12 protein-coding genes and 3 pseudogenes are annotated in these 11,586 nt (G+C 41.5%); 9 read left to right on the forward strand and 6 right to left on the reverse strand.

From position 1 onward, the window contains the following. Positions 1-200: 200 nt before the first annotated feature. Positions 201-419, forward strand: coding sequence for a hypothetical protein (locus HWQ39_RS02250; protein ID WP_292840960.1), 219 nt, complete (start codon positions 201-203; stop codon positions 417-419). 38 nt (positions 420-457) lie between these two features. Beyond that, positions 458-703: pseudogene (locus HWQ39_RS02255) on the forward strand (helix-turn-helix domain-containing protein); the annotation flags it as partial. 2 nt (positions 704-705) lie between these two features. Here HWQ39_RS02255 and HWQ39_RS02260 read toward each other — a convergent pair. Then, positions 706-1,629: pseudogene (locus HWQ39_RS02260) on the reverse strand (AIPR family protein); the annotation flags it as partial. A 304-nt stretch (positions 1,630-1,933) separates the two neighbouring features. On the opposite strand from HWQ39_RS02260, the gene HWQ39_RS02265 reads away from it, so the two are divergent. After that, on the forward strand, positions 1,934-2,359 hold the full coding sequence (locus tag HWQ39_RS02265) for a GFA family protein (RefSeq protein WP_292840963.1): 426 nt from the start codon (positions 1,934-1,936) through the stop codon (positions 2,357-2,359). A gap of 120 nt (positions 2,360-2,479) precedes the next feature. Here HWQ39_RS02265 and HWQ39_RS02270 read toward each other — a convergent pair whose 3' ends face one another. From HWQ39_RS02270 to HWQ39_RS02280, 3 genes and pseudogenes are all read right to left on the reverse strand, one after another. Further along, a complete protein-coding gene (locus HWQ39_RS02270; RefSeq protein ID WP_292840966.1) occupies positions 2,480-2,731 on the reverse strand; it encodes a hypothetical protein in 252 nt (83 codons plus the stop codon). 106 nt (positions 2,732-2,837) lie between these two features. Next, positions 2,838-3,158 (reverse strand): annotated as a pseudogene (locus HWQ39_RS02275) (sigma-70 family RNA polymerase sigma factor); the annotation flags it as partial. Between the two features lie 37 nt (positions 3,159-3,195). After that, the gene (locus tag HWQ39_RS02280) at positions 3,196-5,439 is read right to left on the reverse strand and encodes an ATP-dependent RecD-like DNA helicase (protein WP_292840971.1); all 2,244 of its coding nucleotides are present in this window, start codon (positions 5,437-5,439) and stop codon (positions 3,196-3,198) included. Between the two features lie 292 nt (positions 5,440-5,731). Between HWQ39_RS02280 and HWQ39_RS02285 the strand changes: the two genes are divergently transcribed. The 5 genes from HWQ39_RS02285 to HWQ39_RS02305 all read left to right on the forward strand — a co-directional run bounded on the left by HWQ39_RS02285 (position 5,732) and on the right by HWQ39_RS02305 (position 9,943). Next, a complete protein-coding gene (locus HWQ39_RS02285; RefSeq protein WP_292840973.1) occupies positions 5,732-6,487 on the forward strand; it encodes a ParA family protein in 756 nt (251 codons plus the stop codon). Beyond that, complete coding sequence (locus HWQ39_RS02290; protein WP_292840975.1) at positions 6,484-7,437, forward strand: ParB/RepB/Spo0J family partition protein; 954 nt, start codon at positions 6,484-6,486, stop codon at positions 7,435-7,437. The genes HWQ39_RS02285 and HWQ39_RS02290 overlap by 4 nt, the downstream gene beginning before the upstream one ends. A gap of 175 nt (positions 7,438-7,612) precedes the next feature. Further along, entirely contained in the window at positions 7,613-8,125 is a 513-nt protein-coding gene (locus HWQ39_RS02295; RefSeq protein ID WP_292840977.1) for a hypothetical protein, read from the forward strand. A gap of 562 nt (positions 8,126-8,687) precedes the next feature. After that, complete coding sequence (locus HWQ39_RS02300) at positions 8,688-9,647, forward strand: ParM/StbA family protein (protein ID WP_292840979.1); 960 nt, start codon at positions 8,688-8,690, stop codon at positions 9,645-9,647. A gap of 5 nt (positions 9,648-9,652) precedes the next feature. After that, positions 9,653-9,943 (forward strand): hypothetical protein, encoded by a 291-nt coding sequence (locus HWQ39_RS02305; protein WP_292840982.1) that lies wholly within the window; start codon positions 9,653-9,655, stop codon positions 9,941-9,943. Positions 9,944-9,966: 23 nt separating this feature from the next. Here the strand turns inward: HWQ39_RS02305 and HWQ39_RS02310 are convergent, their stop codons facing one another. Further along, positions 9,967-10,395: an HNH endonuclease signature motif containing protein gene (locus HWQ39_RS02310; RefSeq protein ID WP_292840985.1), complete on the reverse strand. Its 429-nt coding sequence runs from the start codon at positions 10,393-10,395 to the stop codon at positions 9,967-9,969. After that, the gene (locus tag HWQ39_RS02315) at positions 10,392-10,754 is read right to left on the reverse strand and encodes a hypothetical protein (RefSeq protein ID WP_292840988.1); all 363 of its coding nucleotides are present in this window, start codon (positions 10,752-10,754) and stop codon (positions 10,392-10,394) included. Before HWQ39_RS02315 ends, HWQ39_RS02310 begins: the two co-directional genes overlap by 4 nt. Positions 10,755-11,364: 610 nt before the next feature. On the opposite strand from HWQ39_RS02315, the gene HWQ39_RS02320 reads away from it, so the two are divergent. Beyond that, a complete protein-coding gene (locus HWQ39_RS02320) occupies positions 11,365-11,571 on the forward strand; it encodes a hypothetical protein (RefSeq protein WP_292840990.1) in 207 nt (68 codons plus the stop codon). Positions 11,572-11,586 lie beyond the last annotated feature (15 nt).

The raw sequence follows: 11,586 nt of genomic DNA on the forward strand, positions 1-11,586 counted from the left end.
TACAATTTCCATATGGCTATCGAGTCGGTGCAAGTTTTTTCTAATCAGCACCTTACAGCTATTTTCAGGTAAATAGACCACGTGGTAGGGACACAGCATTGCTGTGCCCCTACGAAAGATGTGGTTTAAATACATGAAAACTGCTGTAATGGTTCGATAGCTTTCTTGTCTATTCCGTCAACTAAAAATTGTCCGGAGTATTGATTGATGGTGCGTGGATTGATGAATTGTGTAATGCTGCATCTAATCAGAATATGACCCTTCGCAGTAATCACCATTTCTACATTTCTGGTGGCACACAATCCGGCAAGTCAACTCTGGCTGGGGTGATTATCAATAAAATTGGTGCAAAATCTCAAACACCAGCTATTGTTATTGGCAGCGATCCAAAGGATGAAGTTAAGCTAATCGGCATTTAAGCTGCATAATATAAATGCAGAGTAGATTGAAAGTAACTATGCCACCACCAGCCAAAAAATTTTTAACTTCGGAACAAATTACTCAGCTACAGCAGGCTCTTAAGGAAAGTGAGCTACCGCATGTAAGAGAAAGAATTTTAATTATTCTGCTCCAAAATGATGGTAGAACACAACAGGAAATTTCTAGATTTCTAGGTTGTTCACCCAGAACTGTTGCATATTGGTGTATGCATGGAGATCCAGACAACTTAGAAACTTTACATAATAAACGAGAGTACGAGCATAGTAGTGCCAAGTCAGTTGGCGCACCAAACCCGAATGAATACTTGCTGTCCGGCAACAACGTCGTTTTACGTATATCAATTGATGCTAGGTCGTTAGCACCCTTTCTTCTGGGGTTGCTGATATGGTCTTGGATTATTTCATAGAGTCTTTGCTCTATCCACAAAGCATGAGTTAGCAGAGGTAAAAGTGCAGTTAATCTTTCTCTTTCTGCATCTGTGATGTTACTTGGAAGACTTATCCCTGCTGGGTGTTTGGTTCGTTTATTGCCGTCGGGGTTGTATTTATTTCTGTCGAGGCAATAAAGGAGCTTGAGCAAATGGGTGACATTGCACTGGGCATTTCTGGGAGCGCCGCTTTGGTTTTGATAATAGGCAATGCGGAATTTTCTATCTTCTTTGTGTTCTAACTGAGCTAAGTACTGCTTGATGAATTTGTAATCACCCCTAGCGTTGACTTTGGAGCGAGAATCTACTGGCGTTGTGGTATTTGAAGCTAGGGCTATGTCTTTGGCTGATTCTTCAGTCAGCCCGATGTGAATCGTAACTTTTACCCTGGCTTCGGTTAGGTCATATTTGTAATTTTTCGCTTGCTCAAATGCTAAAACTGTGTGACCACCGTTGATAATCCCATCACTACCGCCCTCGTTAGCTTCTAAGACTTCTAGCTCTAGTTCAGTTTTGTTCTTGATAGGCTTAACTTTATTGGCTGACAGAACGATTCCGCTATGACGAGAGAAGAATTTTTCGGGTTCGGTTGTCAGTGAGTCGAAGACTTGTCTGTAGGTCGCGCTTTTTCGGTTCGGTTCGCGGATGTTCGGTTCTAGCGGCAGGTCTATAGGGAATGAGTCTACATGAGCAGTGGCGATGATGCAGTTTGGGTTGGCTTGAAAGTAGTTATCTATTTTGATGTTCCAAGTCTTGGGCATACAATATTTGCAATGTCAGGGGAATTTCTATGTTAACCAAAACCCGTATCTGATATCCCGTTTCTCGCTAATGTCAAGTACAGAATTATGTTGCGTCGTCTTGTTCTCTAAAGATTTACTTTATAAATAGTCTCTGGGCAAGCTTTCTAGATAATAAATTGTAAAAGTTGTTTCGTAACTTTGCTCTTACCTTTAAAAGAGCAAAGTCACGAAAGCGAACTACTTAATATTCTTGGCATTTCCAGTATGAAATAAGGGAAAATGTGAGCAATTGAAGCGCCTGCGTGGAATCGGAGAAAATAATATGTCTAATGTAAGCATTGCAAAAGGTAGTTGCCTGTGTGGAGCAGTAAGTCTTTCTACAACTAGCATGAGTAAAAGTGTGGGAGCGTGTCATTGTAGTATCTGCCGCAATTGGGGCGGAGGGCCTCTGTTAGCTGTTGATTGTAAAAGTGATGTTAGCTTCTCTGGTGAAGAAAATATTGGGCTTTATCAATCATCACAGTGGGCAGAACGTGGATTCTGTAGGCAGTGTGGTAGCCATCTGTTTTTCAAATTGAAACAAAGTAACCAGTATTTCATCCCCGTTGGACTATTCGATAGTTCTGAAGGTCTTGTTTTCGATCATCAGGTATTCATTGATGAAAAGCCCCAATATTACTGTTTCGCCAATGAAACTAATGACCTGACAGGGGCAGAGTTATTTGCACAGTTTGCAACTCCTGAATGACCCTAAACATTAGAGTTACTTTTTACTTGAGTTAGGTTGAGCGAATGAGCGCACTGCTTCATTCACATGCGACGCCGAATAGCCCGTCGTAGACATCGCTCAAAATCTTGAGACAACAAATCATCCTAGCTGACTTTCATCACTCTTATAGTTCATCGCTCTGGGTTTCCTCTTGCCTATAGGGACTACTTTCGATTGCTTGGGAGGTTGTGGCGGACGGCATTTCTCACAATATAGAGGTCGAACACCAAAGGTTTCTCTTTGTGTGGGTTGTTCACACTGCTTACATACGAAGTTGAAAACGCGGGTGTGAATCTCCCGCTTGTGCGCTCTGACGGTGTACTCTCGGACATCGATTGTTTTGCTGGGCATTGATTACCTATTGTGGTCTTACTTCTAAAATATAGTTTTTCATCTTAGTTCTGCAATATCTGTGCGTCATCTAACTAAAGTAATTCTACTTAATCAAATAAATACTCTTGCATATCATTTTGATGATGGCGCAGAATTGACTAATCCACCAGTAGGCGTAGGTTGATAGCTTATAACCTCGGTTGGGATCAAACTTTTCTATACCTTTTTGTAAACCTATTGCTCCTTCTTGGATCAAATCTAAAAATTCCAAATTGTGGTTTTGATACTTTTTAGCAACAGAAACTACCAGTCGCAGGTTTGCTGTCACCATTTTTTGTTTGGCTTTTTGACCAAGGTGTAGCGCTGCTCGGACTTGTGTTTCAGTTTTTTCAACAGCATTGGCTAATTCTGTCATTGTTGGTTCACGGTCTAGCTGTTGAGTGAGTTCATTGAAGTTTTCTATTTTCAATAGCCAAGACATATCAATGCAGTCCGGCGTGAAGTAACCTCTGCTTCAACCTTGTGTACCTTTGTTGGTCATCAGTAGAACGCACCGCCAGAGATATCGCTTTTTTTGCTCCTACAACGATCGCTAATTTCTTGGCACGGGTCAGCCCAGTGTAAAACAGGTTCCGGGTTAACATCATGTAGTGCTGCATATAGATTGGCAGAATCACCACCGGATACTCTGACCCCTGGCTTTTATGAATAGTCACGCACCACGCTAGCGCAATTTCATTGAGGTCAGCGTAATCGTAAACCACAGTCCGCTCACCATATTGCACTGTAACTTCCTGCTCTACAGTATCAATGGTGAGGATAATTCCTAAGTCGCCGTTGAAAACTTCGCGGTTGTAGTCGTTGGTTAGCTGGATGATGCGATCGCCCTCGCGTAATAAATTTCCACCTCTGTTAATCTCCACTTTGTTGGGGCTGGGTGGATTAATCAACTGCTGCAACACAGTATTAAGGTTGCGAGTCCCTACCAAGCCCCGCGACATTGGACAAAGTACTTGCACATCAGTAGCAGGATTAAAACCTAAGCGTGGAATCAAATCGGTAATCAACTCGCAGATTGCCTGTACACCATGTTCGGGCTGATGTCCGCCGCCGTGCCAAATACAGTCGGACACAGGATTGTCGGAGATTGGCTCGATTGTGGGATAAATTCCTCGATTAATTTGGTGAGCAGCAGTGATAATAGCACTTGTTTGAGCTTGGCGGAATACCTGGGTCAAGCGCACCACGGGAACTCGCCCAGAATTGATCAAGTCAGCAAGTATTTGACCTGGCCCCACAGATGGTAGCTGGTCAATGTCACCCACCAACAATAGTAGAGCGCCAGCTAATACTGCTTTAACTAAAGAGTAAGCCAGAAACAAATCAAGCATCGATGCTTCATCAACGATAATTGCTGTATGGGGCAAAGGGTTTTCACTGTCGCATTTAAATCCCCTTGTCCTGGGGTCAAATTCTAACAATCGATGTATGGTTTTGGCTTCTAGCCCAGTCATTTCACCCAAACGTTGAGCAGCCCGTCCAGTAGGTGCAGCCAGGGCAATAGATTTCCCCATCGCTTTCCACAAACTGACAATTGTGTGAGTTGTAAAGGTCTTTCCAACGCCAGGGCCACCAGTGAGGATCATGATTTTGGAATAAACTGCTGTTTCTACGGCTTGACGTTGCTGTTCTGAAAGCTGGATTTTCCGGCTAGCAGTAAAACGGTCAATCCAATCACGCACACGCTCAATGTCAGTACTAACAGGCTTTTCTAAGCGTTGGCGTATCAGTTGAGCTAAATTCTGTTCTGTATGAAAATAAGTCGGCTTGTAGCAAAGTAGTGTTTTTTTTTCATCCCGCTCTCTAATCAGGTCGTCTGTTAGAGCCATATCTTTGATGATCAGAGCGATCGCTTCTTCTGTGGGCTGATGGGATTCAGTAGTCAGCAGTTTGATTACCGACTCAATCAGTTCACTTTGTGGCAAGTAACAGTGACCATCTTCGGCAGCAACACTAAAACAGTGGATAATTCCTGCACGGTAACGAAATTCTGAGTCCGGGGCAATTCCAATATTTCTCGCAATCTTGTCAGCAGTTAAAAAACCAATCCCGTAGATGTCGGCTGCCAGTTGGTAGGGGTTTTTGGTGACTGTAGCGATTGCCTCATCTTTATACTGTTTGTAAATCTTCACAGCATAAGTGGTAGAAACGCCATGTCCTTGAAGAAACACCATCACTTCTTTTATCGCTTTTTGGGTTGACCAAGCGTTTTTGATTAAGGTAATTCGCTTTTTGGCAATACCCTGAACTTCAATCAGTCGCTCAATCTGGTTTTCGATAATGTCGAGGGTTTCAAGTCCAAAGTGAGCAACAATACGCTTGGCTGTAACTGGCCCTACACCTTTTATGAGTCCACTGCCCAAATATTTCTCAATCCCTGTGAGAGTAGCAGGTTTGGTTTCTTGGTAATTGATGACTTGGAATTGTGGCCCAAACTGCGGATGGTCACGCCAAAAACCTGTAAGCTGTAGAGTTTGACCGGGTTGAATATTAGCAAAGCTACCAACAATTGTTGTGAGTTCGGTGCTACGGGGGCGGGTCAGCCTTGCTACAGTGTAGCCTGACTCAGTAGAGTAAAAAGTTAGGCGTTCTACGACTCCGGTGATTGTTTCGTGTTGAGGAAAGGCGCTTACTTGTTGGGGGGAAAGATTAGGGGGAGTGGACATTGCTTATAGATCAGATGCCGCACATCATTATAATACTGGGAGTGGAGCTATATAGTACATAAATACTAAATTAAATTTTCAATATTAGTGTCATCGAAAACTCACTTTAGTTCAAGCTTAAAAGCCGGGGCAGTGGGGCTGACACCAGAGAAACCATTGCTTGGAGACTGAAAAAGTTAGCAATAATAGTTGAAATGTTAAAGTTCGGTCTACTGAATGTAAGTTTCTTTTGCCAGTATGTGACTGATACCGATATTGTTAAGTTGATGTCTTTATTATTTCTGTTCAGTTAATGAGCAAAGTCATTGCAGTTTTTAATCAGTCGGGTGGTGTCAGCAAAACTACTCTGACAATGAATTTAGGCTACCATTTGGCTCAAAGTCAGCAAAGCGTTTTATTAGTGGATATGGACCCCCAGGCTTCACTAACTACTTTTATGGGATTAGAGCCATCTGAACTAGGTAAAACAGTTTATGAAGCTATTCTCTTAGAAGAACCATTACCAATTCATCAGAATATACATGGTATGGATATGGCCCCCGCGAACATCAACTTAAGTGGCGCAGAATTAGAACTTGTTGTCGCAGATATGCGAGATATTCGACTAAAGGAGGCTCTTGAACCAGTTATCGCACAATACCAATTCATTTTAGTTGATTGTCCACCAAGTCTCGGTATTCTTAGCTATATTAGCTTGGTGGCAGCCACTCACGTACTCATTCCTATTCAAACTGAATATAAAGCTCTAAAAGGAACAGAACTATTGTTAACAACGATTGCGCGTGTTCGTTCTCGGGCAAATCGAAAATTACAGATTGCTGGAGTAGTTCCAACCATGTACGATAACCGAACTGGACAAGGCTCCCAAAGCTTACAGTCAATTACTAATTCTCTATCTAAGATTGGTACCATTTATCCAGCTATTCCTCGATCCGTAGCTTTTGCTGATGCAGCCCAAGAGCATATACCGTTAGCACTTTACAATTCTAAGCATCCATCTGTCACTATTCTCAAACAGATTGCTCAAAGTTTGGAGACGTTGCCATGAGTCTGAAGAAGCGTGTTAGTCAACCTTATGAAATTAAAGGAGTCGATGCTTTATTTGGAGTTGAAGAAGCAGTAGACAATAGTAGCGCTGCTTTCCTTATCCCAATAAAACAAATAGTTCTACCACATCAACAACCTCGTCGCTACTTTGCTCCTCAAGCCATGCATGAGTTAATAGAGTCAATTAAACAGCATGGAATTCTTCAGCCCCTTCTCGTCCGTCCTCAAAAGGATGGGAAATATGAACTAGTTGCAGGAGAACGTCGTTTCCAAGGGGCTAAAACTGCTCAATTAGAGTTTGTACCTGCTGTTATTAGGCAAATGACAGATGTTGAAGCACTTGAACTAGCACTCTCGGAAAATCTCCAAAGAGAGGACTTAAACCCAATAGAGGAAACAGAGAGTATTATTGCTCTCTTAGGATTAAAACTTAATCAAACCACAGAATCAATAGTTGCTTTACTTCAATCAGCAGCTCATCCAGAACGAGAGGCTGTGGATAACGTTATCCACAGCCAAGAATGGCAGTCTTTACTTGAGGTATTTAACACAATCGGAAAGTTTTCCCCCGAAAGTTTCAGAACCAATCGTCTCCCATTATTAAAACTTCCTATAGATGTTATGGAAGCTCTCCGGTCAGGAGTAATCGAGTATACTAAAGCCAAAGTGATTGCGCGGATTAGGGATGAAGCCCTACGTAAATCATTACTGTCTGATGCAATTCAAAATAATTTATCTTTAAGTCAAATTAAAGAGCGTCTTGCTGAGATTCAAGCAAACACGCCTGGAAATACAGATAAAAAATCATCTTCTTTAAAAAAGAAGATAGATGAAGCCTACAGTAAAGTAAAAAAATCAAAGGTTTGGGATAATCCCAATCAGCACAAGCGATTACAAAAAATATTAGTAGAGCTTGAAGCTTTATTAGTTGAAAGCAGTGATGATAACTGAAACTACATTTAGTATGGCAATCAACATTCCTAAAGTCATTCTTTCAAAATAGGCAAATGGCGATTAGATTGTTATGGGAGAAGTGCTTTCGATTACGGCGATACCTTAACCTTGGCAGTGATGATGGCACATAACCTTTTAAAGAGTGATTGGTAAGAGATATTTACAACTGATAATGCAAATGAGATTTTTACCCTCAATAATAACTGCACTAACGGCACTGACACTAACTAGTTGCAGCACTACTACTGCTGAACAGTATGAAGCTACAGCACTCACCAGTTACTCCTGGCAAGTCAAGTATGCCAATGATCTAACTAGTCAACCACAGCCACGCATTGAAACCTTTGCTACTACTTCGATGCTGAATCGGAATGGAGTAAAACCGTCAGGAGCAGTTGTCGGTCCGGATGATCGAGGGCTATGGTGGCCGACTTTACCGCCACGACCAAGCGTTGAGCAAGTTGAACAACGCAAAAAACTTCAAGAAGAGGTAGGCAAACCCGAATTGCTGAAAGATATAAAATACAAATTGACCTATGGAGTGGGTAATGCACAGAACACGCTACCTACGAACTATGAAGTTTATCGACAAGTGGTAAAAGCTTACCCCCAAAGAACTCCTTTGCAATTGACTTTGGGCGTGAATGATAATTCGGTTGAGAAAGCTGAACCTTTAAGCAAGTAATAACTCGCTCGTTACGTAAGAAACTTGAAGTTATAGTGAAAGAATAAATTGCTTTTCAACTACCAGTCTTGACCTTAAAAGCCCAAGTGACAATCTCAAGTCTTGCAATAGCTTGTCCAAACGAGCAATTTGTCGTAGGTAAATTCCAAGTGGATCAGAACCTTGGCTCGACATCTTGCAGAGAACTAAATTGCTAAATTTGGTAATAAAAAATTTGACAGTAAAAGTATAAATCAAATAGTCAACCATCTAAATTAATTTCTACTGTGTTGGTAAAAAAGATTTCAAAAATTGTTTATGGGGGCTGTATGGGGGCTATGTATACCCCAAAGAGATGACAGTACTTTTGGAAGAATACGACCCCTACATAGGGTGTATATAGGGGCTAAGTGGGGTATATTTGACTTGATTGCATTTTGTACCCCACTTAGCCCCCAAGGGGTTATGATAAGCTCTTGAGACTGGATCAAAAAGGAGTAGTTATTTTATTCTTCTCTCCCCTGCTCCCCAAAATTATCAGAACGGATAACTTTCACAATTTAAAGTGTATTACTTGGAGCCTATGTCAAACATTCACAGCTTACAAAAAATTTTTCCTGCGGGTTTCGATAATGGTTACGGAAGCCTGAAACTTTTAGTCGAAGGATTTGAAGTCATTCGTGTTCCCAGCTATATAAGTAATGCCGAGATGGAAGATGTCCCAGGGCGTGTAGTTTTTAACGGTAGTGCTTATACCGTTGGAGAATCAGCTTACCGTACAGGAAATTATTTTGATCGCAACACAGACAACAATGAAAATAAAGTCAACAACGCATTATTGACTTTGTTCGGAGCATTGGCACATCTACCACATCGTAAGGCTTGGCACTTAAAATTAGTCGTCAGTTTACATGATGTTGCTCTGGCATCAGAACTACAAAAAGTACTCAATGGAGAATATCAACCAATACTTGCTGGCAAGCAATCAGAAGTAAAAGTAGAAGTGCTGAAAGTTGTACTAGAGGGGATGGGTGCATTGTTTGGACATCCACTACCAAAAAAGTTAACCATTTTAGACTTTGGCAATGGTACAACCCTGTATTCTCGTTACAACCGGGGTCAACGAGAAGTTCACACTGCTTACCCCATTGGTGTAGAAGTTCTCATCGATGATATTTCCCAAAAAATGAAACATTTAAATGGCGGAAAAATCGGGGATGCATCCAAAATCCGATTTTGTCTGGAAATGGGGCATACTCGGTACAGCCGTGACATCGATATCAAAGACATATACAGTGCGTGTTTGAAAGACTGGTATGAAAAATACTTGAAGAAAGTGGTGAATCTAACACTTGATGCCAAGCACCAGGGGGATGAAATCTGGGCGATTGGTGGAGGCTGTCTCTTACCAGGATTTAAGAAGCTGTTGGAGAAAAACGGCTTCAAAATCCTGGACAATCCGGTAGAAGCCAATGTCTTTGGGCTTTTAGAGATGGCAAAAACCATCAGCAGCAAGAACCCAACTACTATATCTATTAAGTGATCGCAATGGCAGACAAACTTGACTTAACCCCAGAAAAAGTTCGGATCAAAGATAGTTACCGAGAGCGGATATTTGCCGAATCACAGCAACTAGGTAAAAGTTACTTAGAGACGCTCTACTTTATCATTGATTGCTATTTTGCTTTCAGGAAGGGTGCATTTCCCACACAACAAGTAACTTTCACGCCAATTAATACTGAAGATAACAAACTCTCTTCAAGGACTGCAACTCCATTTGCAGAGGAGGAAGAAGAAGATTCTGATAGTGAAACATTCAGTCTTGACTTTGATTTATAATCAACAAACCAAGCTTTCTATGTTTATTCTAATCGTGATGGTTTGAGGATTCCAGCCTGTAGTAAAAGTAGACGTTCCTCAACTCTATCAGGACGATTCAACTGCAATAACCGAATTGTAACGCGACCTTGGGCTGTTAAAGGTACAATTTCAGCATCTTGAAGTTGAAAATGCTCATCCCACAAGTCTTGGCGAGGATGGTACAGTGGTGTAATTTTGCCTGTTTCTGGATCGATGGATGCAAGATCACAACATTTATGCTTGTTGCATAAAGTGCAGGAAAGGGCTAAATTTTCGGCTTGAGTTAACCCACCGTGTTTTTCAGCAATAATATGGTCAATCTCGTGAGCAACAAAGGTGACGATATCAGGAATCAGGCAATACTCACAGCAGCCCTTTCCCCGTTTATAAACTTGTTTTCGCAGAGCTACAGGGATATAGGTTGTACTCATTCCCTGTCAATTTCTTGGAGTTTGAGGAATGCTCTAGCTTTTGCCATTCTCACAATATGCTCCAGGTATTGATAGCTTTGCCATAGCTGTTCTTCAGTAGGACTCAAACCCACCGTCCGATTTTTCTCAAGCAGGGCGGATATTTTAGTTTGTAGTGCCAGTGAGGGACGTAGGGCAATAATGGCTTCGGGAGTGGGGAGATTGGCTAGAAATTCCAGAACTTCAGCTACACCTGAAAATTCGATCTGGGTGATGGCATTAAGTTCTCGTAACCCCAATTCTAAGATTTGTGGCAGCTTATCTTCAAGGGAGTATAGCTGAGAAACAACATCATCAGGCAGATCAAAGGTAACTTGCATAAGCGATCGCGGGTCTTTGGATCTGATATTTTAGCTAATGTAGACTATGCTGATGCTAACGCAGTATTGGAAGCGATTGCACTTAGTGCAATAAGAATAGAGATTGCTCTGTCTTCAGTGACTGCGTTCGTCTTTTACGTTGCCTTAGAGCATCGCCAAATATCCCGAACTCATCTTTATTCAGAATAGCGCTCCCTTTGAAACGGCGATCGCTGCAACACAGCCCACATCAAAAGCCTGACGGGAGCTTACCGCACTCTTTCTTCATCGCTTTTCTTGCTATACAGAAGATAGTTCTAGCACCTCTGTTTGCTAAAGTAATTCTAAGGCGCGTGAATTTCCAAACAATCCAGAGGCATTATAACTCCCGGTTCGCTCATTTTTTTGGAGTTCGAGAAATTACCGAAAAACAGAAAATCTTGGTGTAGTAATGGTTTTAGCCATTTCCCTAAATTTACCTTGAACTACCACCCTGCTCTAAAAACTCTATTTTTATGCGATCGCGCAAAGTCGGGACTATAGTACGTTTGTATCGTAAACTAGAACCCCTACTAAATCGTTCAGCTTTTTTCTAACTCAATTTAAAGTGGGCGAACCGGGAGTTATAACTATGAGAATACTTCATGGCACCTGGATACCAAACGAGGAAACTGACTTTATTCAGTCAGGGTCTTTTTACTTGTGGGTAGAAACTCAATTATCCCAAAAAAGTCACACCAATAGTCAACAAATTCATCCTGGACACTTGGTTAAATCCGAATTAATCGCCTTTTTAGTCAGCAATTCTCATTATGAGAATGGTTATCAATATTTTTAACGTAAAACTAACTGA

It is taken from the genome of Nostoc sp. NMS8 (assembly GCF_017115045.1).
Classification (GTDB): Bacteria; Cyanobacteriota; Cyanobacteriia; order Cyanobacteriales; family Nostocaceae; genus Nostoc.

Bases quoted from the DNA above. Each gene is read 5' to 3' on its own strand.
- HWQ39_RS02265 (WP_292840963.1), top strand. From the start codon at position 1,934: ATGTCTAATGTAAGCATTGCAAAAGGTAGTTGCCTGTGTGGAGCAGTA.
- HWQ39_RS02270 (WP_292840966.1), bottom strand. From the start codon at position 2,731: ATGCCCAGCAAAACAATCGATGTCCGAGAGTACACCGTCAGAGCGCAC.
- HWQ39_RS02280 (WP_292840971.1), bottom strand. From the start codon at position 5,439: ATGTCCACTCCCCCTAATCTTTCCCCCCAACAAGTAAGCGCCTTTCCT.
- HWQ39_RS02285 (WP_292840973.1), top strand. From the start codon at position 5,732: ATGAGCAAAGTCATTGCAGTTTTTAATCAGTCGGGTGGTGTCAGCAAA.
- HWQ39_RS02290 (WP_292840975.1), top strand. From the start codon at position 6,484: ATGAGTCTGAAGAAGCGTGTTAGTCAACCTTATGAAATTAAAGGAGTC.
- HWQ39_RS02295 (WP_292840977.1), top strand. From the start codon at position 7,613: ATGCAAATGAGATTTTTACCCTCAATAATAACTGCACTAACGGCACTG.
- HWQ39_RS02300 (WP_292840979.1), top strand. From the start codon at position 8,688: ATGTCAAACATTCACAGCTTACAAAAAATTTTTCCTGCGGGTTTCGAT.
- HWQ39_RS02305 (WP_292840982.1), top strand. From the start codon at position 9,653: ATGGCAGACAAACTTGACTTAACCCCAGAAAAAGTTCGGATCAAAGAT.
- HWQ39_RS02310 (WP_292840985.1), bottom strand. From the start codon at position 10,395: ATGAGTACAACCTATATCCCTGTAGCTCTGCGAAAACAAGTTTATAAA.
- HWQ39_RS02315 (WP_292840988.1), bottom strand. From the start codon at position 10,754: ATGCAAGTTACCTTTGATCTGCCTGATGATGTTGTTTCTCAGCTATAC.
- HWQ39_RS02320 (WP_292840990.1), top strand. From the start codon at position 11,365: ATGAGAATACTTCATGGCACCTGGATACCAAACGAGGAAACTGACTTT.